Annotated in this window: 23 protein-coding genes, 1 tRNA gene and 1 riboswitch; of the genes, 7 read left to right on the top strand and 17 right to left on the bottom strand. The window is 51.7% G+C overall.

Annotation, left to right across the window (positions count from 1 at the left end; all coding sequences use genetic code 11):
• Positions 1 to 55 precede the first annotated feature (55 nt).
• Positions 56 to 856, top strand: coding sequence for an exodeoxyribonuclease III (locus AC8GE9_RS15380; protein ID WP_506678047.1), 801 nt, complete (start codon positions 56 to 58; stop codon positions 854 to 856).
• 26 nt (positions 857 to 882) lie between these two features.
• Here the strand turns inward: AC8GE9_RS15380 and AC8GE9_RS15385 are convergent, their stop codons facing one another.
• The 3 genes from AC8GE9_RS15385 to metX all read right to left on the bottom strand — a co-directional run bounded on the left by AC8GE9_RS15385 (position 883) and on the right by metX (position 4,036).
• Positions 883 to 2,169 carry a muropeptide transporter gene (locus AC8GE9_RS15385; protein ID WP_506678048.1) on the bottom strand — a complete coding sequence of 429 codons (1,287 nt, stop codon included), beginning with the start codon at positions 2,167 to 2,169 and terminating at the stop codon, positions 883 to 885.
• Positions 2,170 to 2,174: 5 nt separating this feature from the next.
• Positions 2,175 to 2,798 carry a methionine biosynthesis protein MetW gene (gene metW / locus AC8GE9_RS15390; RefSeq protein WP_506678049.1) on the bottom strand — a complete coding sequence of 208 codons (624 nt, stop codon included), beginning with the start codon at positions 2,796 to 2,798 and terminating at the stop codon, positions 2,175 to 2,177.
• Positions 2,795 to 4,036, bottom strand: a complete 1,242-nt coding sequence (gene metX / locus AC8GE9_RS15395; protein ID WP_506678050.1) for a homoserine O-succinyltransferase MetX — start codon at positions 4,034 to 4,036, stop codon at positions 2,795 to 2,797. Before metX ends, metW begins: the two co-directional genes overlap by 4 nt.
• Positions 4,026 to 4,105: riboswitch (SAM riboswitch) on the bottom strand. (Overlaps the previous gene by 11 nt.)
• Before the next feature lie 196 nt (positions 4,106 to 4,301).
• Here metX and AC8GE9_RS15400 point away from each other — a divergent pair.
• Positions 4,302 to 4,592 (top strand): LuxR C-terminal-related transcriptional regulator, encoded by a 291-nt coding sequence (locus AC8GE9_RS15400; RefSeq protein ID WP_506678051.1) that lies wholly within the window; start codon positions 4,302 to 4,304, stop codon positions 4,590 to 4,592.
• Here the strand turns inward: AC8GE9_RS15400 and AC8GE9_RS15405 are convergent.
• Positions 4,511 to 5,017 (bottom strand): hypothetical protein, encoded by a 507-nt coding sequence (locus AC8GE9_RS15405; RefSeq protein WP_506678052.1) that lies wholly within the window; start codon positions 5,015 to 5,017, stop codon positions 4,511 to 4,513. The two genes, AC8GE9_RS15400 and AC8GE9_RS15405, sit on opposite strands and share 82 nt — an antisense overlap.
• Before the next feature lie 100 nt (positions 5,018 to 5,117).
• Between AC8GE9_RS15405 and gshA the strand changes: the two genes are divergently transcribed.
• Positions 5,118 to 6,716, top strand: coding sequence for a glutamate--cysteine ligase (gene gshA / locus AC8GE9_RS15410; protein WP_506678053.1), 1,599 nt, complete (start codon positions 5,118 to 5,120; stop codon positions 6,714 to 6,716).
• Between the two features lie 6 nt (positions 6,717 to 6,722).
• On the opposite strand, the gene AC8GE9_RS15415 is transcribed toward gshA, so the two are convergent.
• Positions 6,723 to 6,797 (bottom strand) — tRNA-Arg (locus AC8GE9_RS15415).
• Positions 6,798 to 7,005: 208 nt separating this feature from the next.
• Between AC8GE9_RS15415 and AC8GE9_RS15420 the strand changes: the two genes are divergently transcribed.
• Positions 7,006 to 7,884 (top strand): c-type cytochrome, encoded by an 879-nt coding sequence (locus AC8GE9_RS15420; RefSeq protein ID WP_506678054.1) that lies wholly within the window; start codon positions 7,006 to 7,008, stop codon positions 7,882 to 7,884.
• Positions 7,885 to 7,985: 101 nt separating this feature from the next.
• On the opposite strand, the gene AC8GE9_RS15425 is transcribed toward AC8GE9_RS15420, so the two are convergent.
• Positions 7,986 to 8,678 (bottom strand): fumarylacetoacetate hydrolase family protein, encoded by a 693-nt coding sequence (locus AC8GE9_RS15425; protein ID WP_506678055.1) that lies wholly within the window; start codon positions 8,676 to 8,678, stop codon positions 7,986 to 7,988.
• Positions 8,679 to 8,845: 167 nt separating this feature from the next.
• Here AC8GE9_RS15425 and AC8GE9_RS15430 point away from each other — a divergent pair, with 167 nt between their 5' ends.
• A complete protein-coding gene (locus tag AC8GE9_RS15430; protein WP_506678056.1) occupies positions 8,846 to 9,832 on the top strand; it encodes a Bug family tripartite tricarboxylate transporter substrate binding protein in 987 nt (328 codons plus the stop codon).
• A gap of 110 nt (positions 9,833 to 9,942) precedes the next feature.
• Here AC8GE9_RS15430 and AC8GE9_RS15435 read toward each other — a convergent pair whose 3' ends face one another.
• Entirely contained in the window at positions 9,943 to 11,457 is a 1,515-nt protein-coding gene (locus AC8GE9_RS15435; RefSeq protein WP_506678057.1) for a 3-hydroxyacyl-CoA dehydrogenase, read from the bottom strand.
• A gap of 117 nt (positions 11,458 to 11,574) precedes the next feature.
• On the opposite strand from AC8GE9_RS15435, the gene AC8GE9_RS15440 reads away from it, so the two are divergent.
• Positions 11,575 to 12,453 (top strand): NAD(P)H-hydrate dehydratase, encoded by an 879-nt coding sequence (locus tag AC8GE9_RS15440; RefSeq protein WP_506678058.1) that lies wholly within the window; start codon positions 11,575 to 11,577, stop codon positions 12,451 to 12,453.
• A gap of 21 nt (positions 12,454 to 12,474) precedes the next feature.
• Complete coding sequence (locus tag AC8GE9_RS15445) at positions 12,475 to 13,641, top strand: M20 family metallopeptidase (protein WP_506678059.1); 1,167 nt, start codon at positions 12,475 to 12,477, stop codon at positions 13,639 to 13,641.
• A 21-nt stretch (positions 13,642 to 13,662) separates the two neighbouring features.
• On the opposite strand, the gene AC8GE9_RS15450 is transcribed toward AC8GE9_RS15445, so the two are convergent.
• The 10 genes from AC8GE9_RS15450 to AC8GE9_RS15495 all read right to left on the bottom strand — a co-directional run bounded on the left by AC8GE9_RS15450 (position 13,663) and on the right by AC8GE9_RS15495 (position 25,988).
• A complete protein-coding gene (locus AC8GE9_RS15450; RefSeq protein ID WP_506678060.1) occupies positions 13,663 to 15,717 on the bottom strand; it encodes a UvrD-helicase domain-containing protein in 2,055 nt (684 codons plus the stop codon).
• A gap of 9 nt (positions 15,718 to 15,726) precedes the next feature.
• Positions 15,727 to 17,820: a primosomal protein N' gene (locus tag AC8GE9_RS15455; RefSeq protein WP_506678061.1), complete on the bottom strand. Its 2,094-nt coding sequence runs from the start codon at positions 17,818 to 17,820 to the stop codon at positions 15,727 to 15,729.
• A gap of 323 nt (positions 17,821 to 18,143) precedes the next feature.
• Positions 18,144 to 19,226 carry a uroporphyrinogen decarboxylase gene (gene hemE, locus AC8GE9_RS15460; RefSeq protein WP_506678062.1) on the bottom strand — a complete coding sequence of 361 codons (1,083 nt, stop codon included), beginning with the start codon at positions 19,224 to 19,226 and terminating at the stop codon, positions 18,144 to 18,146.
• Positions 19,227 to 19,362: 136 nt separating this feature from the next.
• Complete coding sequence (locus AC8GE9_RS15465) at positions 19,363 to 20,340, bottom strand: helix-turn-helix domain-containing protein (protein WP_506678063.1); 978 nt, start codon at positions 20,338 to 20,340, stop codon at positions 19,363 to 19,365.
• Between the two features lie 159 nt (positions 20,341 to 20,499).
• Positions 20,500 to 20,925, bottom strand: a complete 426-nt coding sequence (locus AC8GE9_RS15470; RefSeq protein ID WP_506678064.1) for a F0F1 ATP synthase subunit epsilon — start codon at positions 20,923 to 20,925, stop codon at positions 20,500 to 20,502.
• Positions 20,926 to 20,934: 9 nt separating this feature from the next.
• Positions 20,935 to 22,335 (bottom strand): F0F1 ATP synthase subunit beta, encoded by a 1,401-nt coding sequence (gene atpD, locus AC8GE9_RS15475; RefSeq protein ID WP_506678065.1) that lies wholly within the window; start codon positions 22,333 to 22,335, stop codon positions 20,935 to 20,937.
• Between the two features lie 53 nt (positions 22,336 to 22,388).
• On the bottom strand, positions 22,389 to 23,297 hold the full coding sequence (gene atpG / locus AC8GE9_RS15480; RefSeq protein ID WP_506678066.1) for a F0F1 ATP synthase subunit gamma: 909 nt from the start codon (positions 23,295 to 23,297) through the stop codon (positions 22,389 to 22,391).
• Between the two features lie 95 nt (positions 23,298 to 23,392).
• Positions 23,393 to 24,934: a F0F1 ATP synthase subunit alpha gene (gene atpA, locus AC8GE9_RS15485; RefSeq protein WP_506678067.1), complete on the bottom strand. Its 1,542-nt coding sequence runs from the start codon at positions 24,932 to 24,934 to the stop codon at positions 23,393 to 23,395.
• Positions 24,935 to 24,963: 29 nt separating this feature from the next.
• Positions 24,964 to 25,503 carry a F0F1 ATP synthase subunit delta gene (locus tag AC8GE9_RS15490; protein WP_506678068.1) on the bottom strand — a complete coding sequence of 180 codons (540 nt, stop codon included), beginning with the start codon at positions 25,501 to 25,503 and terminating at the stop codon, positions 24,964 to 24,966.
• A gap of 14 nt (positions 25,504 to 25,517) precedes the next feature.
• Positions 25,518 to 25,988: a F0F1 ATP synthase subunit B gene (locus AC8GE9_RS15495; protein ID WP_506678069.1), complete on the bottom strand. Its 471-nt coding sequence runs from the start codon at positions 25,986 to 25,988 to the stop codon at positions 25,518 to 25,520.
• Positions 25,989 to 26,072: the final 84 nt, after the last annotated feature.

Consider the following 26,072-nt stretch of genomic DNA (forward strand, 5'->3'; position numbering starts at 1 on the left):
CTGTTTCGACTCGACTTTAAACGCTCACATTATCTCACCGACTAGGAGTTCTGCCTTGCTGCGTATCACCTCACTGAACCTCAATGGCATCCGCTCCGCCTTCAACAAAGGCCTAATGGAGTGGCTGAAATCACATCAGGCAGACATTCTTTGTCTTCAGGAACTGAAAGCGCATCTAGCGGACATTCAGCATGACTACCAACATCCTCTAGACTACACCGGTTATTTTTACGCAGCTGAAAAGAAAGGCTACAGCGGTGTCGGTCTGTATTTGAAACAACAGCCCGAGCGCGTACTCACTGGGATTGACTGTACAGAGTTTGATCAAGAAGGTCGCGTCATTCGTGCCGACTGGTCCAACTTAACTGTTGTCAGCGCCTACCTTCCCTCAGGCTCGAGTGGTCCAGAGCGTCAGGAGGCCAAGTTTCGCTTCTTAACTAAATTTGGCCCTTGGTTGCAAGCCTTGATGGATGATCACAAAAAAACGAAGCGTGAGTATGTGATCTGCGCTGACTGGAACATCGCACATAAAGAAATCGACCTCAAAAACTGGAAATCAAATCAGAAAAACTCTGGCTTCACCCCGCAGGAGCGTGCCTGGGTTACGCACACCCTTGAAGAAATCGGCTTTGTAGATGTCTTTAGAAACCTCGACCCAAACCCCGAGCAATACACGTGGTGGAGTAATCGAGGACAGGCTTGGGCAAAGAACGTAGGCTGGCGCCTAGACTACCAGCTCGCCACGCCGGGGATTGCTTCGCTGGCGCGCTCAACCCGCATTTACAAAGATGAACGTTTCTCTGATCACGCACCGTTCACCATCGATTACGACTTTACACTCGCGGCGAAAAAGTAAAGCTATCCGCACCTGAATGCTACGCGTCATACTCCCGCGGCATCGATACGCTCGATATCGCGGCGACGCCACCACAACAGCAACAAGCCAGGAAAAGCAATCGCCACTGTGATCAAGAAAAAAGTAGGCCATCCAGTAAATAACACCAATAGTGGAGTCAGGGGTCCTGCGAGGTAAGTACGACCCACCGCAGACAGCGCCGACAACAAGGCAAACTGCGTGGCAGAAAACTCTCGATTACACAGCCCCATCAACAAAGCAACAAACGCAGCGGTGCCCATACCACCACACAAGTTATCAAGGCTCACACCAGCGGCCATCAAGTAGACATTGTGCGGTCCAACAGAGATGACCCAATAGCCAAGATTAGAGAGTGCCTGCAGCAAACCGAAAAACATCAACGATCGGTACAGACCTAATTTCGCCATGAGAGCACCACCCGTCAGCGCACCCACGATCGTTGCCGTCAACCCCAACAACTTATTGACCGTTCCGACTTCGGTCGCCGAGTAGCCCGCGGCACGCAAGAGAAACGTCGTCGAAAGCGCGCCCGCGAACGCATCCCCTAGCTTATAGAGAACAATTAACAGCAAGACCGTGATAGCTTCGGGACGACTGAAAAACTCCTTGAAGGGCTCAAACACAGCCCTCGAAAGTGAGCGTGGCGTCTGCGCGGGCACCTCTGGCTCGGGCGCCCACAGCGTGGCGAGTGCAACCACCAACATCAACGCCCCCATCAACATATAGGTGTAACCCCAACCTAACCACTGATCCGCCAAAATCAAGGCCAGCCCGCCAGAGGTCAGCATTGCAAGTCGATAGCCCAGCACAGACAAGGCAGCACCCGCCCCTCTTTCTTCTTTGCGCAGCACATCGCTGCGATAAGCATCAAAAGCAATATCCTGCGTTGCGGAACAAAAAGCCACAGCGACTGCAAGCAAGGCAAGAGGCAACAGACTCTGACCAGGAGACATCAACCCCATCGCCATGATGCCGAGCGCGAGTAAAACCTGCATCACGAGCATCCATCCTCGCCTACGGCCCAAAAATGGCGGAGCGTAACGATCAATCAGCGGAGCCCAGAGGAACTTGAGTGTGTAAGCCGTTCCAACCAAGGTCAGAAAGCCAATTTCTTGAAGAGACACTTGCTCAAGCGTTGCCCACGCTTGCAACGTCCCACCCGTCAGCGCCAGAGGCAAGCCACTCGCAAAACCCAGTGCCAGCAATGGCGCGACACGTTTACTGGTATATAGTTTTGACGCAGGAATTGTCTGCGTCTCGACGCCTGATTGCGGGGCTTGTTGAGGAGTCATGAGTGTCACCTAGCCGTAAATCGATATGCGGCAAGCGTGCTGCGCCAACCTGGAAACAATTTCACCTCGTGCTGATCATTAAAGGTGGCACGCTCGAGGATGGTGAACTGCAGCGTGTTGGCCAAGCGCTCAAAATCCTTGAGCGTACAAAGGTGAATATTGGGGGTGTTGTACCAGTCATAGGGCATCTGCCCTGTGACTGGCATGCGACCACGCAAAATTGACCATCCGTGCGGCCAATAACCGAAGTTGGGGAAAGAAACGATCCCCTCGCGCGCCACACGCGCCATCTCGCGCAAAATGTGCTCCGTATTATGCATAGACTGTAGCGTCTGGGACAGCACGACCGTATCAAACTGCTGATCATCAAACATCGCTAACCCGTCTTCGAGGTTTTGCTGGATCACATGGACACCGCGCTGAACGCAACTCAGCACCCTATCATCGCTAATTTCAACGCCGACGGCCTGCACGCTCTTGGACTGCTGCAAGTGTGCAAGTAGCGCCCCATCACCACACCCCAAGTCCAACACACGGCTGTTTGGCTGAACCCATTGTGCGATCCGCGCCAAATCTCCGCGCAAATCACCTTGCATCGTTTGGCCACTCAGTTTGAGTTGTTCACTCATGCTTGCACCCCGCTCGTCGCCAGGGCTGGAGCGGACTCTTGGACTAAAGTCGCTGCAATCCGCAAAAAATAAGCACGCATCAGATTGTGATAACGCGAGTCGTCTAGCAAAAAGGCATCATGTCCGTGTGGTGCATCGATCTCCGCATATGTTGTAGGCTGACCATTTTTAAGTAAAGCCTGCACAATTTCGTGGGAACGCTCTGGCGGAAACCGCCAGTCGGTCGTAAATGAGACCAAAAGAAAATCAGCCAGTGCCGGTGCAATCGCACGCGCGAAATCTCCACCCGTTCTCTTTGCCGGATCAAAGTAATCAAGTGCACGCGTAATGAGCAAATAAGTATTTGCATCAAAATACTTGGAAAACTTTTCACCCTGATACCGGAGGTAAGACTCGACCTCGAACTCCACACCATAACCGTAATGGTAAGCACCGTCCGCCGCGGGCTCGCGTTGCGTTCGACCAAATTTTTCTGCCATATCATCATCGGACAGATAAGTGATGTGACCAATCATTCTTGCCACGGACAAGCCATGGCGCGGCACCGTATTGTGCGCATAGTAATGCCCGTTATGGAACTCGGGGTCAGTGATGATGGCGCGCCGAGCGACTTCGTTAAAGCCAATATTTTGCGCAGACAATCGTGGCGTACTGGCGATCACCACGCAATGCGCGACACGCTCAGGCAACGTGATCGCCCAGCTGAGTGCCTGCATCCCGCCCAACGATCCGCCCATCACAGCGGCGAACCTGTTGATTCCGAAGAGATCCGCCACTCGCGCCTGCGCCAACACCCAGTCCTCAACGGTCAACACAGGGAAGGCAGCACCCCAAGGCTTGCCCGTTTCAGGCCGAATACTTGCAGGCCCAGTCGAGCCAAAACATGAACCCAGGTTGTTGACGCCAATCACAAAAAAAACATTGGTATCGACCGGTTTGCCAGGGCCCACCATGTTGTCCCACCAACCGATGTCCTCTGGATTTTCAGCCGAAATTCCGGCGACATGATGAGAGGCATTCAATGCGTGGCAAATCAGCACCGCATTACTTGCATGAGCGTTTAATGTTCCATAGGTCTCAATCGCCAGGTCATAGACCGACAAGGTATGACCACTCGCCAAGGGCAGGGGCTCATCAAAATGCAAAAACTGTGTATGGACGACACCGACCGACCCTGAGGGCGAGGGGGAGATGTTTTGTGCTTGGCACGCGTCCTGAATAATGGACGAATCAGTCATACGGACCTTCTTTAGCGGGATTTATGAGGCGCCCGCAAGCGGATCGAGCAAATCGGCGCCAACTGTTACCAAAGTTTAACATCGCGGCGCGAAGTTGGCAGTCCATGGCGCCGACAGACTGCTTCCAATTGGTTACATCCTGCCTTCCTTATATACACTTTCTTACAAAAGAGCACGCCATCAAAGGGGTTCTGCGCATTCTAATTAGAGTCATGAACGCTCAAACTAACGCATTCTCATTTGCGCCCTCTGGGGATCTCTTTTCATGACACATCCACGTCTTTCCGGACGCGAGCTGCAATGCCTAGAATGGGTATCTGCGGGTAAAACCAGCTGGGAAGTCGGGCTGATCATCGGCCTTTCAGAGCGGACGGTCAATTTTCACCTTTTAAACGCCTGCCGCAAACTTAATGTCTACGGCAGACAGGCTGGCGTCGCACAAGCCCTGCGTTTAGGCCTACTCACGGGCCATCCTCACCTCAGTCGAAGTGAGCGAACAAACTCAAGCGCATTTTCATTTGAAAGCGATTGTTTCGGTCCTGAAACAACCACCTGAATCAACATGCCGCGATGCACCGCGACTTTCGCCATCAATAGAGAGGGTTTGTTCGCTACAACCGTATCCAAAGTAAAAATCTCACCCTGTAGGGCAGACTCCGGAGCTTGCTTTCCAGCCCGCGCGGCCAAGGCGGCGACGATTGTTTTGACTAACGCAGCACTTTTTTCTGGGCTCAAGGACTCTGGCAAAGGAACATAACCAACCGAAAAAACAGCCTCCCCCACCGCAGAAGAGGTCAAAGCAAATGTCGCTGCGACACCCTCCACATCGATTTGACGCTGCTCCGTTTTGGTCCGTGAAGGAAACATAATGACCCCACGATCCTGAGCCACCATGGATTCGCGCCAGTTATATTCAGGCGTACACCCCGCCAACACAGCAAAAAATAACCACAACATTGAAAAGGAAATAAAAGTACGCACGCATTGCCTCGAAAAGCGTCACAATCGGATAATCAACAGAATTAGAGCAAATTGTCCTCTATTTTTAACATCCGAGGTGTACCTTGACGCATCCCTTAAAATGCTTTGTTCCGCTTCAGCAATAGGTTTACCCGTGTCCATACTGACCCAACGTCTTGCCACCCTTCAATTGCATCCTGAAATACTCCGGGGGTCGCAGCGCGGCATCGAAAAAGAGGGCCTTCGGGTAGACGCCAAAGGTTCGCTTTCTGAGCGCCCACACCCTATCGCGCTTGGTTCGGCGCTCACCCATCCGCGCATCACGACCGACTACTCAGAAGCCCTGCTAGAGCTGATTACGGGCACGCACAATCATGTTGATAGCCTGATGGCAGAACTCGATGAGGTGCATCGCGTCGTGGCCACCACATTGACAGACGAGCTGATGTGGAATCACTCCATGCCCTCCCATCTCCCTGCGGACAACCAAATCCCGATTGGCTGGTATGGCACCTCGAACACCGGGATGATCAAGCATGTCTATCGTCGAGGCCTGGCAGAGCGCTACGGTCGCACGATGCAGTGCATTGCAGGACTGCATTACAACTTTTCTTTCGATGAATCGTTTTGGGACCAGCTCGACCTTCCTCAGTCAACGCCCCAGGACCGCCGCTCGGCTGGCTATATCTCACTGATTCGCAATTTCACCCGTTACAGCTGGCTGCTGATGTACCTTTTTGGTGCTTCCCCAGCTTTGTCTAAAGACTTCTTGCGAGGAAAAAAAGGGGATTTGCTTGAACTCGATGCGCAAACCATGTATTTGCCCTATGCCACTAGCTTAAGGATGAGTGATCTAGGCTATCAAAACAAAGCCCAGTCTGGACTCAAGCTTTGTTACAACGACCTCAACACCTTTCTAGAGCGGCTCTATGATGCCGTGACCACGCCGTGGCCTGATTACCAGGCAATTGGCACGCATAGAAACGGTGAGTGGATACAACTCAATACCAATGTTTTGCAAATTGAAAACGAGTTTTACTCGAGCATCCGCCCGAAACGCACAACAGGTCCTTGCGAGCGACCCATCACCGCCATAGCGGAGCGCGGCATTCAATACATCGAAGTACGCTGTCTTGACATTGACCCCACTCAGGCCACCGGGATTTCCGCTGAAACAGCGCGTTTTGTGGATGCATTCCTACTTTTTTGCGCCTTACAAGAAAGCCCTCCTTTCGCAGATAGTGGTTGGTGCTCAGAGAGTGCCTCCAACTTCGCGACAATCGTCAAGCAAGGTCGACAACCTGAGCTCAAGCTCACCAAGCTCGGCAAAGAAATTTCCCTCAAGCAGTGGGCAGAACAGCTTTTGGATGACATCGCGCAATGCGCTCAGACGCTAGACGATGCCTTGGACGAAAAAAAATATCTCAATGCCGTTGCTGTCCAGCGATCCAAGGTTGCGGATCCCGCAACAACCCCCTCTGCTCAGTTTTTAGAAAAACTCATCACTCGTAAGATGTCCTTTCACGACGCAACCCTTGAGCAAAGCCGTGCACATGCCTTGAGCTTAAGAAAGGTGGGCCTGAGTCCAGCCGAGCTCGCCGCCACACACGCACAAGCGACCCAATCCCTCATGGAACAGCAACAGCTTGAGGCCAGTGACAGGGAGAGTTTTGACGACTATGTCGCGCGCTTTCATCAAGCGCTGAAAAAGCCGATCTGAGGGCTCTGGTGCGCCCGACAGGAATCGAACCTGTATCGAGAGCTTCGGAAACTCTTATTCTATCCATTGAACTACGGGCGCCAGCGGGCGAATTATAGCGGCAGAAGCACATCGCTCTTTCTCGGAATAGGGATTTCCGACTCCCTTGCTCACTAAGCCCCCCTGATGCCGCTATAATCCTTTGGTTATAAGAAAACCGTCTAACTACTATGGTTGGCTTCTTGCTTATCCGGAGTGCTCAAAACCTCGGCTACGCACGTCTTCAGCCTAAGTCTCGCAGGATTTGGTCATGAGCAATACGCAGCCACACGAAGAGCATCATTCGCCCATCAAGACTCCAAAGCAGCTGATCGTCACGATCGTGCTGTCTTTCATCTTGCCCGTCATCATCATTATTTTGTTGGTCAACCTCGTCACCACGGGTGACCAAGTTGGCGCGGGCTCAAACACGCTCACGCCTGAAGCCATACAAAAGCGCATCGCCCCCGTGGCAAAGCTAGATCTCGTTGACGCAAGCGGTCCAAAAGTATTCAAGACTGGCGTGCAGATCTACAAATCGGTCTGTGCAAGCTGCCATGACGCTGGCGCGGCCGGTGCACCTAAATTTGCAGATGCAACGGCCTGGGCAGGTCCTAATGCGACGGGTTTGCAGTCAATGGTTGCGAGTGTCATCAAAGGCAAAGGCGCCATGCCTGCTAAGGGTGGCAATCCTTCCTTGGACGACTTTGAGATCGAACGCGCCGTGGTTTATATGGCAAACAGCGCGGGCGGCAAATTTGCCGAACCTGCCGAGCCCAAACCAGCCGCAGCACCTGCAGCTGTCGCTCCAGCTCCAGCTCCCGCTGCTCCAATGGTGGTCGCAACAAATGCCGCCGCTGCGCCCACGGTAACACCTGCAGCTGCTGCTGCACCCGCTCCTGCCACGAGCGATGTGGGTGAAAAGCTTTACAAACAAGCTTGTGCAGCATGTCATATCGCCGGCGTTGCTGGTGCTCCAAAATTCGGTGACAAAACAGCTTGGGCACCGCGTATTGCGACAGGCATGGATGCCCTAGTTGCCGCTGTGATCTCTGGTAAGGGCATCATGCCAGCCAAAGGTGGCGCTGCCGGTGCGAGCGATGCCGATCTGCGTGCTGCGACACAATACATGGTCGACGCCGCCAAATAATCAATCACTCGCACATTGAAAAAGCCCTCGAAGGAGGGCTTGGTGTTTCTTACTTGACTATGGTGAAGCCGACTGGGTTCGAGGAGCCGGCTATCGAAATATTAAATAATCCGAACAGTTAAATCAGACAGTCCTTCGACATGTCCTTTAAGCAGGTCTCCCTTTTTAACTGCTGCCACACCAACTGGAGTGCCTGAAAAAATCAAATCTCCCGCCTCAAGTGCGAATAATGTCGATAAATAAGCGATCGTATTTGGTACGTTCCAAATAAGTTGGTTTAAATCGCCTTTTTGACGCAACTCATTATTCACAAAGAGTTGAATCGCTCCCTGGCTTGGATGACCACATTGACTAACGGGTATCAAGGCTGAACAAGGCGCTGACTGATCGAATGCTTTACCCGTATCCCAAGGGCGGCCCATTTTTTTAGCCTCACCTTGCAAATCGCGGCGCGTCATATCTAAACCAACACCGTAACCCCAAACATGGTCAAGTGCCTTTTCGGAGGAAATATTTGAACCGCCTTTGCCAATCGCTACAACCATTTCAATTTCGTGATGTACATCATTTGATAAGCTTGGATAGGCCATATCTTGACCATCAGTCACAATCGCAGTAGCCGGCTTCATAAAAAAGAAGGGCGGCTCTCGGTCTGGATCATGGCCCATTTCACGAGCATGATCCGCATAATTTCGTCCAACGCAGAAAATACGATTTACTGCAAAGCGCCGGGAATCCCCTTGCAGGGGTATTGAATTTATTTTGGGAGGTGCAATCACAAACTCTGCACTCATTACAGTCCTTTGGCGTTGAGTAGATGATATCTGATGCGGTTGTTGTTAGAAGAAATATTAATACTTTGCTACAGTTTTTTGATCATAACAAATAGTCGTTGGCAAAAGTTTATGCTACTTTGTAATTAAGCCACTACCTCAAAATAATAAATTAGGAGACTCTTAGTATGAAACAAAAAATGTCCCAATTTGCGCGCTTTTTTTTAACGGCGGCTATTTTACTAGGCTCACCACTTCTAGCGCATGCGCAAGCTAACTATCCCAATAAACCAATACGCCTAATTATTGCTTTTCCAGCCGGTGGATCAACCGATATTGTTGGACGGATAGTGGCTCAAAAACTGAGCGAACGTTTGGGCCAGCCTATTATTGTAGAAAATAGAGGTGGTGCGGGTGGCACTATTGGAACTGATGCTGCGGCCAAGGCAGCTCCGGATGGCTACACACTCACGCTGGGTACCACCAGCACAATGGCAGTAGCACCTGGTGCTTACTCCAAGCTCGGATATGATCCAATCAAGAGTTTTTCTCCGGTCTCCCTTGTCGCTGTGACCCCATACTTGTTAGTCGTTAATCCACAAGTTCCTGCAAACTCTTTGGCTGAACTCGTCACCTTAGCTAAAAGTCAACCTGGCAAATTGAACTATGCCTCTGCTGGCAATGGTTCCACTACTCAGCTTGCGATGGAAATGTTGAACGACGTTACTGGGATGAATATGACTCACATCCCCTTCAAAGGTAATGCCGCAGCAGACTTAGCCATAGTCTCTAATCAGGTGCAGGTTCTCTTTGGATCTATGCCAGCTTTACTGCAGCACGCTAAAACTAATAAACTACGTGCGCTAGCCGTTGGTAGCCCACAGCGCTCGCCAGCGCTTCCGGATACGCCTACGGTTGCAGAGCTGGGTTATCCAGGCTTCGAAGCTGCTTTATGGCTAGGCATATTGGCCCCAGCTGGTACCCCTAAGCCTATTATTGACAGATTAAATAAAGAACTTGTTGCTATTACAGCAACTCCTGATTTCAAAGCCGCAATGGACAGAAATGGTGCAGATGCAATCAGTAATTCGTCCGAACAATTTGCTAGCTTAATTAAAATTGAAGTTGGTAAATACGGGAGCATTACTAAAAAATTAGGCATCAAACTCGACTAGCAGAAAATGCTAGGAAGTACCAAAAGAAGATCCCAATAAATGCTGAAAAAAGCCTACAAATAAAAATCTCCTTTGAGGGCTTTTTTTCAACCATCACGATTGCACTGCGCTTAGGTGCTCAATAATGACAGGCCAAGCTGAACACGTCGCTGCAACCAGAGGCTGGGACGATAACGCGGGTCGCCTGTCACGCTTTGCATATTGCGCAAAATCTCCAAAATATGTTCAGCTCCTAAGGCATCACCCAAGCCCAAAGGCCCCTTGGGGTAACCCAAACCCAGACTGACGGCAAGATCAATATCCTGAGGGGTTGCAATATCCTGCTGCGCAATATCGCAAGCGACGTTCACGATCATCGCAACAATCCGCTGCGCCACAAAACCCGCAGAGTCTCTCACAACGCTCACGCGAACGTTATCCACACCAAAGATGGCATGCGCCTTTTCTTGATATTGCGAATGGGTTGCTGGTGAAACCATTAAAGTCCGCCTACGCGTATGCTCAACATCATGAAGCATATCGATACCCACGGTACGTGCAGCATCGAGCTTTTGTTTGAAAACTGCCGTCGATATGTCCTCACCAAAAGGAGTCACGATGATGAGACTATCCACATCGGGTCGATGTCCGGTTTGAATATTCGCATCAAGTCTCTTAAGCAGTTCAGTCGCACGAGTATGACCGAGAGCATGCGCAGGGCTCACCCAAACCTTGGCCGGACCAGTCAGCACCGGCGCAGCAGCTTCGATTACAGGCAGCTTCTGACCATCCGCATAAGCATAAAATCCACCCTGACTTTTGCGCCCGTAGAGCCCGCCCGCCACACGCACTGTTCCGATCGGTGAGGGTTTGAAGCGAGGCTCCTCGTAAAACTGATGGTAAATGGACTCCATAACGGCATGTGACACGTCGAGACCCGTCAAATCCATCAGCTCAAACGGTCCCATTTTAAAGCCAGCTTGATCGCGCATAATGCCATCGACCGTTGCAAAGTCCGTCACATTTTCTTGCACGACACGCAAACCCTCGGTGTTCATCCCACGACCCGCATGATTCACAATAAAACCAGGCATATCTTTCGCGCGAACCGGCTTGTGTCCCATGCGGACCGATAACGCCATCAAGGCATCACCCACCACAGGATCCGTTCGTAATCCGTCAATCACCTCAACGACCTTCATCAGCGGGACAGGATTAAAGAAGTGATAGCCTGCGACACGCTCAGGACGTTCGCATCCAGCGGCAATCGCAGTGATAGATAGCGAGGAGGTATTAGAGACGAGTATGCAATCGGAGGATACAACCGACTCCAACTGTTTAAAAAATGGCTGTTTAATCTCGAGTCGCTCAATGATGGCTTCGATCACCAAGTCACAATCCGACAGATCCTCGATCTCGTCGATCAGATACAACTTGCCCAACGCTTCATGCGCTTGCTCTTCGGTCATTTTGCCTTTGCTGGCCAGCATCGTCCACGTATTGGTCAGCGAGTCGCGCGCTGAGTTCAGCGCTGCCGGGTTCGTGTCGAACAGTTTGACGCGTAAGCCTGCTTGGGCCGCTATTTGTGCGATACCTCGACCCATTGCGCCGGCACCGGCCACTCCTACTGTCTGAATCGTTTTCATATGGTTTCCTGAATCAAATAAGATCAAACGCTTGCTGTTGCATAATAGTCATATTCACCGTCTTCGTCATATCCGTCCTCAACCTGACTTGCGCTATATCAACCGCACACGATCCCTATGACACCTCGCCACTCCAGTGGAAGTCCTATTACGGAGCAACAGTTTCCCCAGCTGTTCGCAGTCCGTAATGCTGAGGCACACAAAGGCAGCTTTGGTTCAGTGGGCATTCTTGGTGGCTCAAGTGGCATGACAGGTGCCGTCATTCTGGCCGGTCGCGCTGCACTCAAAAGCGGCGTCGGTAAAGTCTATCTTGCGTTGACCCAAACCCCTTTGCCTGTCGCCTACGACAGCATCAACCCAGAACTTATGCTGCATGACGCAGTCACGCTCGTCGAGCAAGCCGCCACCCTAGATGCCTGGGTCGCCGGCTGTGGTCTCGGTCATGCACCTGCCGCACTCACTTTGCTCCAACGTCTTCTAGCCATGCGTTCGGCCCGCCCTCTCGTTCTCGATGCGGATGCGCTCAACGCATTGGCGCGGGGCGATATTTCAAAGACTTGGGGACCTGGGCTTGTTGTGCTGACTCCACACCCAACCGAAGCCGCCAGACTGCTCCAGACAGATACGCTCAACATTCAAGCAGATCGCCCAAAGGCTGCACAAGCACTTGCCCATCAGTATCACGCATGGGTCGTTTTAAAAGGCAAAGGGACGATTGTGTGTGCGCCTGATGGTCACTGGCAAGTCAACACAACGGGTAACGTTGGGCTGGCAAGCGGAGGTACGGGCGATGTGCTCAGCGGCCTTTTGGGTAGTCTGCTCGCACAAGGCATCCCGGCAGAGCAGGCCATCCCAGCCGCTGTTTGGCTGCACGGTGCAGCGGCCGATACATTAGTGGCTCAAGGCATCGGGCCCATCGGCCTCACCGCAGGCGAGCTTCCTGAAGCCATTCGCAACCTCAGAAATAGAGTATCTTTTAAAAAAGAACACAAATAGCGACCTGAGAAGAGGACATTCATGAATACCGCAACCACACCAGGACTCGATAGACCCGCCATGACACCCGAGGCACAAGCACTCGCACAAGGCATTCGAACCTGGATCGAGTGCGAGTCTCCTTCCAACGATCCTGCTGCAGTTCATCGCATGGCGCAGATTGTTGTAAAAAAAGCCAAAGACGCAGGGCTAAACGTTGATCTGAGCGAAATCGGTCCGACAAAGCTGCCGCTGATACATGCATCGAATCGTGCCCAGGGCGATACCCGCCCAGGTTTGTTATTACTCGCGCATATTGATACCGTCCACCCTCACGGTACCCTTCAAACCAACGCGTGCCGGATCGAAGACGACAAGCTGTATGGACCAGGTAGTTTTGATATGAAGGGCGGTACTTTCTTGGCCTTGACCGCGCTTGGTGAATTTTCCAAACCTGGCTCTACCCCCATGCCGGTTGATTTTCTCCTTGTGCCAGACGAAGAGGTCGGAAGCCATGCTTCGCGCGAACATATCGAGGCTTTTGCCAAACGCGCGGTCTACACCTTAGTGCCTGAGCCTGCCCGACCAAACGGTGGGCGCTGCGTGACCGGACGCAAAGGAACGGGAATGTTAAAACTCGTCATCACCGGCCGGCCTTCGCACGCAGGTATGGCGCATGAAAAAGGACGTAGCGCGATTCGCGAAATGGCACATCAAATCCTAGCGCTTGAAGCGATGACAGACTACAGCCGTGGCATCACAGTCAGTGTAGGAACGATCTCTGGCGGCACTGTCACAAACACAGTTCCTGCGCACTGCGAAGTCATGGTGGACTTTCGTATCCCTGACGAACCAACAGGCCAAGAAATTCTAGCGCGCATGCAAGCGCTCAAACCTGTTGATCCCGACGTCACACTCAATATCGAGGTTGAACTCAATCGACCCGCTATGGTCAAGTCGCCTGCGGCTGACAAGCTACTGGAAACCCTCAAACCCTTCGCAACCGAGGCCGGCTTTGTACTCGAAGAAGCGCCTGTCTCAGGTGGTGGCAGTGATGCGAACTTTACAGCTGCGATCGGTTGTCCGTCGATCGATGGACTAGGCGCGGAGGGTGATGGTGCACATACACTACGCGAACATATCTTTGTGTCCACGCTCCCAAGACGACTGCAGTTTTGGCGACACACACTTGCCAATCTCCAAGCGTAATTGCTTGTATGCGTTGTTGTACTAGTTTTTTTTGTTTAGCATCGCCTTGAGCATCTCAAGGCGATTTTTGGGGCTCATCGTATCAGGCTGCAACTGAAGCGATGCTGCAGATAGCCCCATTTCTTCGATAAACCGCGAGGGCTCACGCACCAAATCTTCGCGCGCACGACGACGCTTTTGACACCAACTCAAATGGAGACTACGTTGAGCGCGTGTAATGCCTACGTACATCAAGCGTCGCTCTTCCTGAATACGTGAGACCAAGGCATCTGCCGCTTTCGCAGGATCCATATCCTCTTCGTCACGCCCCATATGCGGCAGTAAACCTTCCTCCACACCGAGCAAATAGACATGAGGATATTCCAAACCTTTAGAAGCATGGAGCGTCGAAAGCTTGACAGCATCTGGCTCATCCTCCTCGCTGCGCTCAAGCATTGTGACCAGCGCCACATGTTGCACAATATCAATCAGACCCATGCTGTCGGCCTCTGCCTTGCGCTTGAGCCAACCCACCAATTCAAGGACATTTTGCCAGCGTGACTGGGCGGGTTTTTCATCCAAAGTGTCATAGAGATAACGTTCGTACTGGATTGCGCTGAGTAAGTCATCCAAAATAATGCCTGCGGGCTCAGCAGCATGTACCGTCTGTCCCAACTCAACACGGCCGGCACGATACTGAACACGAACAATAAACTCACCAAAGGTGCGTAAAGGTTCAAGCTGACGCGCATTGAGGCGGGGCTCAATGCCCTGCTCAAACAAGGCCTCAAAAAGAGAAATCTTTCGCTCTCCTGCGTATTGCCCGAGCGTCTGAAGCGTGGCTTGTCCAATCCCTCGCTTTGGTGTGGTGGCCGCGCGAATAAAAGCGGGATCATCGTCTTCGTTCGCAATCAAGCGCAAATAGGCCAGCACATCACGAACCTCTGCTTTATCAAAAAAACTTTGGCCACCAGAAATCGTATAAGGAATGTGCAGATTGCGCATCGCTTGTTCAACAATACGAGACTGATGGTTTCCACGATACAAAATCGCGAAATCTTTCCAGGTGGCCTGCTTTTCAAAACGCGCCGCAGAAATTTTCATCGCGACGTTCTCCGCCTCTACCTCATCACTTGCCATCGCAGTCACGCTGATGGCGTCACCCATGCCATGCTCAGACCATAGCTTCTTTTCAAACAGCTTTGGATTTTTTGTAATCACATGATTAGCAGCGGCGAGAATACTTTGACTTGAGCGATAGTTTTGCTCAAGCTTGACCAGTTTGATCTGTGGGTAATCGGTCGTCAACTTAGCCAGATTCTCGATCGTCGCTCCGCGCCAGGCATAGATCGCCTGATCATCGTCCCCAACCGCTGTGAACATGGCACGCGCGCCAGTGAGCCACTGCACAAGACGATATTGGCACACGTTGGTGTCCTGATACTCGTCGACCAAGAGATAACGTACCTTTTTTTGCCACTTTTCACGCGCTTCGATGCTGCGTTCAAAGATCTGTGCCGGAATCGCGATCAGGTCATCAAAATCCACCGCTTGATATGCCGCCAACGTGGCGTCATAGCTTCTGTAGACCCGTGCGGCCTCTACTTCACTGGGCGTCGATGCAAAATTGGCCGCAGCGTCCGGATCCAACATCGCATTTTTCCAAAGTGAAATCGTCTGTTGGACGGCGCGCAAACGACCTCGATCCGTCGTGGCTAGTAAATCTTGAATAATTGCTAGCGCATCATCCGAGTCAAAGATTGAAAACTGTGGCTTCAGTCCTGCATGTGGCGCCTCTTCGCGCAAAATTTTCACACCGAGCGAATGAAACGTGCTGATCGTGAGGCCTTTCGCAATCGAGGGATCTACCAAACGCTTGACTCGATCCTCCATTTCTCGCGCAGCCTTGTTGGTAAAAGTGAGCGCGAGGACGTTGCGTGCGGGATAACCGCAATCACACAACAAATACGCTATTTTTTGTGTAATGACACGAGTCTTTCCTGAGCCTGCTCCTGCCAGCACCAGACAGGGTCCATCAAGATACAGCACAGCTTCACGCTGAGCAGCATTCAGACCATTAGTGAAAGACGTCGACATAGGGGGCCATCAAATTTCGAGCGGATCAACTTCAAGCTGCCATCGTACTCGACGCAGATCGGGGTGGTCGTGCAAGGCAGTTAACCAGTGGCGCATCAGCAACTGGAGTGCAGGACGATGCGTCGCTTCGACGAGGAGTTGCGCTCGACACATATTATCGACACGCACAATACGTAAAGGTACTGGGTCGTACAACGTAATCACAGCTTCGGTTTGCTGCGCCTGCAACAAGCCTTGCGCAGCCTCCTTCGCTGCTTGCAAAAATTCTAACGCGACATTGAGTTCGCGCGCTTCAGCACTCAATAAAGCCTGATGGGAAAACGGTGGCAACATGGCCGCCTCACGCTCACTCATCGTATGACGCGCAAAACCAGCATAGTCATGCTTGAGCAAAGCCTGATAGACGGACTGTTCTGGATACCCTGTCTGCACGATCACCTCACCATGCCCGGTATGGCGACCCGCACGGCCGGCTACCTGCATGAGTTGGGCAAACAGTCTTTCCGGAGCCCTAAAGTCCTGCGAAAAAAGCATCGCATCCGCATTGAGAATACCTACTAGACCAAGATTGGCAAAGTCATGCCCTTTGGCGACCATTTGCGTCCCCACCAAAATATCCACCTCGCCAGCATGCACACTTGCAAATAATGCCTGCGCACTGCCTTTTTTACGCGTACTGTCTGCATCAATGCGTGCTACCCGCGCCTCTGGAAACAGTAACCCCAAATGCTCTTCGATACGCTGAGTGCCGCGACCAATCGGCTGCATATCCTGATCGCCACAATCAGGGCAAGCCTGCGGAACACGTTGTTGAAAACCACAGTGATGACAATGCAACTGATGCCGACCGGGCGTCATGCGATGCAGCACGGTAAACGTCGTACACCTTGGGCACTGACTCACCCAACCACACGACGTGCAATGCAAAGCCGGGGCGTAGCCACGGCGATTTAAAAAAATCAATATCTGTTCGCCATTGTCCAAGCGCGTGCGCATGGCATCGAGCAACTGCACGGATATCCCATGCTCCATCTTGAGACGACGCGTATCGACAAGACGCACCGACGGCAAGCTCACCTCTCTCGCGCGCGCAGGCAAATCCAAGCGCGTGTAGTTCGCTTTTTCAGCGTGCACCCAGCTTTCTAGAGAGGGCGTTGCAGAACCCAGCACCACAGGAATACCTAAGTCATGCGCTCGCCACACAGCAAGATCCCTTGCCGAATACCGCAACCCATCTTGTTGTTTGTAAGAGGGATCATGCTCCTCGTCGACGACAATTAAACCCACATCATCCATGGGCGCAAAGATAGAGAGCCGCGTGCCCAATACCACTTTGGCCTCACCACGCTGAACGCGTAACCAAGCCCTCAGCCTCTCGCCATCTGACAGTGCACTATGCAAAACGGCCACACCACCAACGCCCGCTACGGGCTCGAGGCGGGCGCGCAGTGATTGTTCAAATTGGGGCGTCAGATTGATTTCAGGGACCAACATCAATACCCGTTTGCCGCGCGCCAAGGTTTGCGCTGCAGCATGAAGATACACCTCCGTCTTCCCACTTCCGGTGACCCCATACAGAAGAAAAGGCTGGAAACCTTGCGCAGCCGCGATCAACTCTGCAGCGCGTTGCTGAGCATCATTGAGGATGGGTGCTGGCGAAGACTCCGTTGGCTTGAGCTTGGGTGCGCGACGCTGATCGATACGCTCGACAGGACCACCCCCAGAGCGTTTGCCCTCATAGGCGCTTAGGCTTCTTAATGCGACGGGTAAGGCAGGCATGACAACCTCACCCAAAGGGCGTTGATAGTAGTCTGCGGCAAACTTAGTGAACTTTAACCAACTCGCTGTCAGGGGTGGAATATCTTTAAGAACCGTCTCGACCGCTTTGACCAGACTCGGGTCGCATCCTGGTTCTGCAGGGAGCTCCACAACCAAACCAATCATTTTGCGACGGCCAAAGGAAACAATAACCCTATCACCCACCACGACTGATTGGGCGCAACGATAATCAAATGGCCCCTCTAAAGGTACATCCAGCGCCACGCGGACCCAGGCCTCAGAAGAGGCCGTACCGTCCATCGATAAATGACGCAAATCTGACATGAACTTAATGTTGTTTCTTGATTTTGAGTCTAAAAGCCTGACAAATCATGGCTTCAAAAAAACCATGTTGTCACTTGTGGATAACTTTGGGGAAAACTAGCGTACCTCAGGTTTCCGATTAGTTCATACCTACTAAATAACACGTCGACTTAATAATTATTTACGACTATTTTCTTTTATTATCAAGAATTTGGAAAACTATCATAGAATTGCCTTTCTGAATTCAGGGCTTTCCCGACTATATTTACTGCTGTGCACAACTACCTCAATTCGATGCAGGATTACAGCGATTATTCTTTTAAAAGGCGCATGTTTACACACTTTTAAGCACATGAGCCATGCAGCTTGGGGCTATACGCACGAACCTCGTCTACTAGCACCTCAACGGACTCTGGTGGTGTGAACTGAGAAATGCCGTGTCCTAAATTAAACACATGACCTCCAGCACCTACTGGTCCGAAATTATCCAAAACACGACGCACCTCTTGTCTGATCGCAGGCTCACCACCGAACAAAGCGATCGGATCAAGATTTCCTTGAAAAGCGACTAAATCAGAGACACGCCGTCGCGCCGCTGCAAAATCAACGGTCCAATCCAGGCCCACCGCATCCGCACCACAGCCGGCAATCGACTCAAGCCACTGTCCGCCACCTTTGGTAAAAACAATCACAGGAACGGTACGTCCCTCACTTTGACGCTTGAGCGCGCAGACGACCTGTTTGGTGTAGTGCAATGAAAACTGCTGAAATAGTCCATCCGCCAAGACGCCACCCCAGCTATCGAAAATCATCACAGCCTGCGCCCCGGCATCTATTTGGGCATTCAGATACTGTGCCGTGGTTTCAGCATTAATTTTCAGGATGCGATGTAACAAATCAGGCCGAGCGTAAAGCATACTTTTGATCAAACGATAATCATCACTACCCTTGCCTTCAACCATGTAGCAGGCCACGGTGAAGGGACTACCCGCGAAGCCGATCAGGGGCACACGTCCATCGAGTTGACGACGAATGACGCGCACCGCGTCAAACACATATTGAAGTTTAGACAAATCCGGTACGGCTAATTTTGCGACATCCTGCTCATCACGGATCGGATACGCAAATCGCGGACCTTCGCCTTGCGCAAAGGAAAGGCCAAGCCCCATCGCATCGGGCACAGTCAAAATATCCGAAAACAAAATTGCCGCATCCAAAGCAAAGCGCTCAAGCGGCTGCAGTGTCACCTCTGCTGCGTAATCAGGATTTTGCGCAAGACCCATAAAAGACCCTGCGCGTGCGCGTGTCGCGTTGTATTCAGGCAAATAGCGGCCAGCCTGCCGCATCAACCATGTTGGGGTGTAAGGCACGGGCTGACGCATCAGTGCACGAAGCAAAAGGTCGTTTTTTAAGGGGGCAACTGACACAAAAATCCTTTAATCGGGCGGTCCGGACCCCACGAAGAGTCGCATCTCAATAACATTGTCATCATTTTACCCTCCTGGAACCATGACGCGATGATGCTCGAGATGTGATGCGTCCGAAATATTAAGTCCGAAAATGTTAAGTCCGAAAATCTTCAGCTTCGATGTCATACTTCCTCAGCAATGCCCAAAAAGCACGGCGATGTTTTCCTGAGTAACGCGCAGCATTGGCGATATTTCCTCTGTTTCTATCCATTGCCTCTGTCAAGTATGCGCGCTCAAACTCTTCGATGAGCTTTGTTTTGACGACTTTAAGGTGTCTTTGCTTGTCATGACCATGGCCTACTGGCTCTGATGCCTCCCCTATTGAGGTAGAGCATGCGTCTATCTCATTTTCATCTTGCTTTTCTATATTCTTTATCCTTTCTACTCTCTCCAACTTCAACCTTTCCTTTCTATCTTTCTCACTTTCTGGCCCAAGGGGCAATTGACCTGCCAGTATCTTTTGAATCTGCTCTGTAGAAAGAGTCGCTAAGCCTGGATTTTTACGCCTTGTCATATCCAGCCAATCACGCAGGGTTGCCTCTCCCATGATAGGGAGCACACCTCTGGCAATAGCGATTTTTTGTCCATAATTCAACGAGGGCTCTCTCAAGCTTCCAGGTCTTGGTACGGACGTGACCGAATGCAACAATCTTGCGCGAAACTCATCCGTGCAGATTGGTAAACGAACAAAATCCGTTAACCCCATTTCGAGTAAATCTTGAATTGCTGCAGAACGCATCTCTTTAAGCACACCGACCAAAGGTATGAAGGGTCCTCGCGGGATCGCTGCGAGTGCTTGACGGGTCCAAGCGATCGTTTCCATGGAGACAGGCAACAGCACAACATCATAGCGTCTGAGCCCGATACTCGCCTGTGCCAACGTCTCAAAGGGCAAGCTCACAGGTGATGCACGATCAAGACTGAACTCAAGATCCAGATCATGGCCAGCCTCCCACTCCAAGGCGTGAATTTTGATTCTATTTAGCGCAGGCTCCAAGTCTTTTAAAACCTTTGGCAACCATGCCTGGTGTGCTGCGAGAATAAGCACAGCGCAATCAATTTGTTGTCGCATGGAAAGTCACTCCAAATCCTTTGAGATTAGAGATTTGAAGTGAAAGCGAATATACGGAATCAACGCAATCGTATAAGCACGCATAAGAGATGCATGCACATAAAAAAACACGCCCTAAGGCGTGTTTTCAGTCAGCCGCGCTACAAAGTAGCCGAATGATTACTGCTTGTTTGTGATCTCGCGAATGCGACGTGCCGCATTCGCTTGCGCTGCCAACATATCAAGCTCGGCCTGAACCACGTCCATACTCGCTTTGTCCTTCGCATTGGCGAGAGCTTCCTGTGCCGCCATACGCGCAGCTTCAGCTTTTTCAGCATCCAAGTCTCCACCACGGATAGCTGTGTCAGACAACACAGTCACGTGACCAGGCTGAATCTCAAGAAGTCCGCCCGCCACAAAGATTGACTCTTCGGAGTCGTCTTCGAGGATGATACGCACCAATCCAGGACGGATGCGTGAAATCAAAGGCGTGTGACCGGGCAAAATACCCAACTCACCCGACTCACCAGGCAGAACTACAAATTTTGCGACACCAGAATACAGAGATTTTTCTGCACTGACGACGTCAACTTTGACGGTAGCCATGACGTATCCTTATTGGAGTTTCTTGGCTTTTTCGAAGGCTTCGTCGATGCCACCAACCATGTAAAACGCTTGCTCTGGCAGTGCATCGCACTCGCCATCAACAATCATCTTGAAGCCACGGAGTGTTTCCGACAGAGGAACGTATTTACCAGGCGAACCGGTAAAGACTTCGGCAACGTGGAATGGCTGAGACAAGAAACGCTGAATCTTACGCGCACGGGCCACAGCTTGCTTGTCCTCTGGAGACAATTCGTCCATACCCAAAATCGCAATAATGTCACGCAATTCTTTATAACGCTGAAGCGTCTGTTGAACGCCACGCGCAACGTTATAGTGCTCTTCGCCCACAACGTTAGGATCAAGCTGACGGCTGGTCGAATCGAGTGGATCAACCGCTGGGTAAATACCAAGCGAAGCGATGTCACGCGACAACACAACCGTCGAATCCAAGTGCTGGAATGTCGTGGCAGGTGATGGATCGGTCAAGTCATCGGCAGGCACGTAGACAGCCTGAATCGACGTAATCGAACCTGTCTTTGTCGAAGTAATACGTTCCTGAAGAACGCCCATTTCTTCGGCAAGTGTTGGCTGATAACCCACGGCTGAAGGCATACGACCCAGCAGAGCGGACACTTCTGTTCCGGCCAAGGTGTAACGGTAGATGTTGTCCACAAAGAACAAAATGTCACGACCTTCATCGCGAAACTTCTCGGCCATTGTCAGACCGGTCAGTGCCACACGCAGACGGTTACCTGGTGGCTCGTTCATCTGACCGAACACCATCGCCACTTTGTCCAATACGTTTGACTCTGCCATCTCGTGATAGAAGTCGTTACCTTCACGTGTGCGCTCGCCTACACCCGCAAACACGGATAAACCGCTGTGCTGTTTAGCGATGTTATTGATGAGTTCCATCATGTTGACGGTCTTGCCAACACCAGCACCACCGAACAGACCAACCTTACCGCCTTTAGCGAAAGGGCACACCAAATCAATCACCTTGATGCCTGTCTCAAGCAACTCAACCGAAGGTGAGAGCTCGTCAAATTTTGGGGAAGGCTGGTGAATCGCGCGCAATTCTGTGCTGGCGATTGGACCCGCATCATCAATCGGGCGACCCAACACGTCCATAATACGGCCGAGGGTACCTGTACCGACCGGCACAGAAATAGGTGCGCCTGTTTTTGACACAGCCATGCCACGGCGTAAGCCGTCGCTTGAACCTAGCGCAATGGTACGGACAACGCCGTCACCGAGCTGCTGCTGCACTTCAAAGGTCAAGCCTTTTTCAGCGAATTTTGAAGTGTCGTCCGCTAGGCGGAGCGCCTCATAAATATGGGGCATGTTATCGCGGGGAAACTGAATATCCACCACGGCGCCGATGCACTGAACGATGGTTCCGTTGCTCATGTCTGATCCTTACTTGATAAAGTCTGATGGGATACCGTTAGGCAGTCTAAACATTAGACAGCCGCGGCGCCCCCCACGATTTCCGAAATTTCTTTAGTGATAGCGGCTTGACGCGTCTTGTTATAGACGAGTTGCAAGTCGCCAATGACCTTCTTAGCGTTGTCCGATGCCGCCTTCATGGCAACCATTCGGGCAGACTGCTCTGACGCCATACTTTCTGCTACACACTGGTACACAAGACCTTCGACATAACGCTGCAACAACTCGTCAATCACGGTCTGAGCATCAGGCTCGTACAAATAATCCCAACCATGTTCGGCCGTAACGGCTTCGCCGTCTTGTCCAGATGCTGATGAGGCATGGTAAGGATCAACCAGTTTTCCTGGCAGAGGCAAAAGGCGCGTAAACGTTGGCTCTTGCTTCATTGTATTGACGAACCGATTGGTTGCGATGTAAACCGCATCAATACGGCCCGCTAGAAAATCATCTAACTGCACTTTGATCGCGCCAATCAAACGATCGAGCTCAGGCTTGTCACCCAAGCCGATTTCCTGAGAGACAACATCAGCACCAATACGTGTCAACACACCCAAGCCTTTGTTACCGAAGGCGGTGAATTGAGTCCGTACATTTTTGCCATTGAACTCGCGCATGCGACTAAAGACTAAGCGCATGATGTTGGTGTTTAGGCCACCACACAAACCCTTATCAGTCGAGACCACAACAATACCCACTGCTTTGAGGTCATTGCGCTCGATCAAATAGGGATGCGTGTACTCGGGATTCGCTTCCATCAAGTGGCTAGCGATGTCATAGACTTTTGTCGCGTATGGACGACCAGCTCGCATCCTTTCCTGCGCTTTGCGCATTTTGGAGGCGGCGACCATTTCCATCGCCTTGGTGATCTTGCGCGTGTTTTGCACGCTCTTGATCTTTGTTCGAATTTCCTTGATTCCTGCCATTTCGCTTCCTGTGTCAGACCTGTCGTTCAGGTTTCAGACCATCTGCTTTGCGCACAACCCAACAATGAAGTCGGGTCGTCGTTATAGCGGGTTACTTAGTAGGTACCGTTCTTTTTGAAGTCGACCAATGCAGCAACCAGCTCTGCCTCATCGTCCTTCGACAATTCTTTGGTGCTTTCAATGCGCTCGATCATCGCAGCGTTTTTCGCTTTGAGATAGTCTTTGATACCTTTCTCGAAGGGCAACACGCTGGAGACTTCGACGTCGTCCAAATATCCGTTGTTCACGGCAAACAGGATCACACCGAGCTCCCAAACTTGCAATGGCTGATATTGAGGCTGCTTGAGTAGCTCAACCACGCGCTTACCGCGCTCAAGCTGACGACGTGTTGCATCGTCGAGGTCGGAAGCAAACTGCGCAAACGCTGCGAGTTCCCGATACTGAGCCAAGTCAGTACGAATACCACCGGAGAGCTTCTTGATGATCTTGGTCTGCGCTGCACCACCCACTCGCGACACCGAAATACCGGCGTTAATTGCGGGACGGACACCAGCGTTGAACAAGTCGGTCTCAAGGAAGATTTGACCGTCAGTAATCGAAATCACGTTGGTTGGAACAAAGGCGGAAACGTCACCAGCCTGCGTCTCAATAATTGGCAATGCTGTGAGTGAACCAGTCTTACCTGTTACTGCACCGTTGGTGAACTTTTCGACGTAGGCTTCATTGACGCGAGCGGCCCGCTCAAGCAAGCGTGAGTGAAGATAAAACACATCGCCAGGATATGCTTCACGGCCTGGAGGGCGACGCAGAAGCAATGAAACCTGACGGTAAGCAATCGCTTGCTTGGTCAAGTCATCATAAACAATTAGAGCGTCTTCGCCGCGATCGCGAAAATATTCGCCCATCGTGCAACCAGAATACGCTGACAAGTACTGCATCGCAGCGGAGTCAGAAGCTGTGGCTGCCACAATGATTGTGTAGTCAAGCGCGCCAAACTCTTCGAGTTTGCGCAGTACGTTATTGACTGTCGAAGCCTTTTGACCAATCGCGACATAGACGCACTTTACGCCCTTGCCTTTCTGGTTAATGATCGCGTCAACCGCGACAGCAGTCTTACCCGTCTGACGGTCACCAATGATGAGTTCGCGCTGACCACGGCCGATTGGCACCATGGAGTCAATTGACTTTAAGCCAGTCTGCATAGGCTGTGACACGGACTTACGTGCAATCACGCCTGGCGCTACTTTTTCAATGACGTCTGTTTCTTTGGCATTAATTGGGCCTTTGCCGTCGATCGGCACACCCAAAGCATTCACTACGCGCCCAAGCAGCTCTGGGCCAACAGGCACTTCGAGAATGCGGCCGGTTGCCTTGACTGCGTCACCTTCGGAAACGCCTGTGTAATCACCCAAAATAACAGCGCCCACAGAATCACGCTCTAAGTTCAGCGCAAGACCAAAAACGTTATTGGGGAACTCAAGCATTTCTCCCTGCATCACGTCTGACAGACCATGAATGCGGGTGATGCCGTCGGTCACGGAAACGACCGTGCCTTGTGTACGAATATCGGACGATGTGCCCAGACCTTCGATACGGCTCTTGAGTAGTTCGCTAATCTCTGACGGATTGAGTTGCATGTTCAGACTCCTGGAATCTTTGGGGCGGGTTAAACCGCCATCGTGTCGCGCATGCGGACTAACTGCGCTTGCACGGAGGTATCGAGTACGTGGTCACCCACTTGAACACGCACGCCACCAATCAGGGAGGCATCAACGTTCACGTGGGGCTTAAGCTTGAGACCAAATTTTGGCTCAAGCAGCTTAATTAGATCTGAGACTTGCTGCTCAGTCATTGGAAAAGCGCTAGTGATGTCAGCCTGCGCAACACCTTCAGCCTCGTCGCGCAAAGCATGAAACTGCTCCGCGATATGACTTAACAGTGAGAGACGGTCGTTTGCAACCAATAACGTTACAAAATTTTGTAGCGAAGCAGATGCTGCAGGCTTAACCAGACTCAAAAATACGCTCGAACGCTGAGCGTCTTCGAGACGCGGATCGGCCATTGCGACGCGCACGTCTTCGACCGCTGCGATATCAGCTAGCTGCTGGACCTGCTCAGCCCATGCGGCCAAACCAGCAGCGTCTTGACGCGCGACGGCAAAAAGAGCCTCAGCGTAAGGACGAGCAACGGTGGATAGTTCTGCCATGTCGACCCCGGAGATTAAAGCTGCGCCTTAAGTTGCGTGAGCAACTCGGCGTGGGCGCGGGCATCCACTTCGCGCTTGAGAATCTGCTCGGCACCTCTGACAGCGAGATTAGCAACGTCGTCACGCAGTACATCACGAGCACGCTGCACTTCTTGAGCTGCGTCTTGTTTTGCCTGCGCGAGAATGCGTGCGCGTTCTCTTTCAGCTTCGGCACGGGCTTGCTCAATAATTTGGGCGCCCTGCTTTTCAGCATCAATCATTCGGGTGTGGAGCTCAGCTTTCGCAGATGCCTCGATCGAACCAATGCGCGCCTGAGCTTGAGCGAGGTCTATCTTGCCTTTTTCGGCAGCAGCCAAGCCTTCAGCGATTTTTTGGCGTCGCTCGTCGATAGCCTTTGTCAGAGGTGGCCACACGAATTTCATCGTGACCCAACCTAAGACAAAGAACACGATCATCTGGAAAAAGATCGTCGCGTTCAGATTCACGGTCGTTTCCCTATTACATCTTGTACCCTTCAGGCGAAATTGCTTGGAAGGGCTGAATCAATAAGCCAAAGGTGAAAACATTAA

This window comes from Zwartia lucis (assembly GCF_965234455.1).
Classification (GTDB): Bacteria; Pseudomonadota; Gammaproteobacteria; order Burkholderiales; family Burkholderiaceae_B; genus Zwartia; species Zwartia lucis.

What these genes read in the sequence shown, in the direction of transcription:
- AC8GE9_RS15385 (WP_506678048.1), bottom strand. Translation starts at nt 2,169, where the DNA reads ATGACTCCTCAACAAGCCCCGCAATCAGGCGTCGAGACGCAGACAATT.
- metW (WP_506678049.1), bottom strand. Translation starts at nt 2,798, where the DNA reads ATGAGTGAACAACTCAAACTGAGTGGCCAAACGATGCAAGGTGATTTG.
- metX (WP_506678050.1), bottom strand. Translation starts at nt 4,036, where the DNA reads ATGACTGATTCGTCCATTATTCAGGACGCGTGCCAAGCACAAAACATC.
- AC8GE9_RS15400 (WP_506678051.1), top strand. Translation starts at nt 4,302, where the DNA reads ATGACACATCCACGTCTTTCCGGACGCGAGCTGCAATGCCTAGAATGG.
- gshA (WP_506678053.1), top strand. Translation starts at nt 5,118, where the DNA reads ATGCTTTGTTCCGCTTCAGCAATAGGTTTACCCGTGTCCATACTGACC.
- AC8GE9_RS15420 (WP_506678054.1), top strand. Translation starts at nt 7,006, where the DNA reads ATGAGCAATACGCAGCCACACGAAGAGCATCATTCGCCCATCAAGACT.
- AC8GE9_RS15425 (WP_506678055.1), bottom strand. Translation starts at nt 8,678, where the DNA reads ATGAGTGCAGAGTTTGTGATTGCACCTCCCAAAATAAATTCAATACCC.
- AC8GE9_RS15430 (WP_506678056.1), top strand. Translation starts at nt 8,846, where the DNA reads ATGAAACAAAAAATGTCCCAATTTGCGCGCTTTTTTTTAACGGCGGCT.
- AC8GE9_RS15435 (WP_506678057.1), bottom strand. Translation starts at nt 11,457, where the DNA reads ATGAAAACGATTCAGACAGTAGGAGTGGCCGGTGCCGGCGCAATGGGT.
- AC8GE9_RS15440 (WP_506678058.1), top strand. Translation starts at nt 11,575, where the DNA reads ATGACACCTCGCCACTCCAGTGGAAGTCCTATTACGGAGCAACAGTTT.
- AC8GE9_RS15445 (WP_506678059.1), top strand. Translation starts at nt 12,475, where the DNA reads ATGAATACCGCAACCACACCAGGACTCGATAGACCCGCCATGACACCC.
- AC8GE9_RS15450 (WP_506678060.1), bottom strand. Translation starts at nt 15,717, where the DNA reads ATGTCGACGTCTTTCACTAATGGTCTGAATGCTGCTCAGCGTGAAGCT.
- AC8GE9_RS15455 (WP_506678061.1), bottom strand. Translation starts at nt 17,820, where the DNA reads ATGTCAGATTTGCGTCATTTATCGATGGACGGTACGGCCTCTTCTGAG.
- AC8GE9_RS15465 (WP_506678063.1), bottom strand. Translation starts at nt 20,340, where the DNA reads ATGCGACAACAAATTGATTGCGCTGTGCTTATTCTCGCAGCACACCAG.
- AC8GE9_RS15470 (WP_506678064.1), bottom strand. Translation starts at nt 20,925, where the DNA reads ATGGCTACCGTCAAAGTTGACGTCGTCAGTGCAGAAAAATCTCTGTAT.
- atpD (WP_506678065.1), bottom strand. Translation starts at nt 22,335, where the DNA reads ATGAGCAACGGAACCATCGTTCAGTGCATCGGCGCCGTGGTGGATATT.
- atpG (WP_506678066.1), bottom strand. Translation starts at nt 23,297, where the DNA reads ATGGCAGGAATCAAGGAAATTCGAACAAAGATCAAGAGCGTGCAAAAC.
- atpA (WP_506678067.1), bottom strand. Translation starts at nt 24,934, where the DNA reads ATGCAACTCAATCCGTCAGAGATTAGCGAACTACTCAAGAGCCGTATC.
- AC8GE9_RS15490 (WP_506678068.1), bottom strand. Translation starts at nt 25,503, where the DNA reads ATGGCAGAACTATCCACCGTTGCTCGTCCTTACGCTGAGGCTCTTTTT.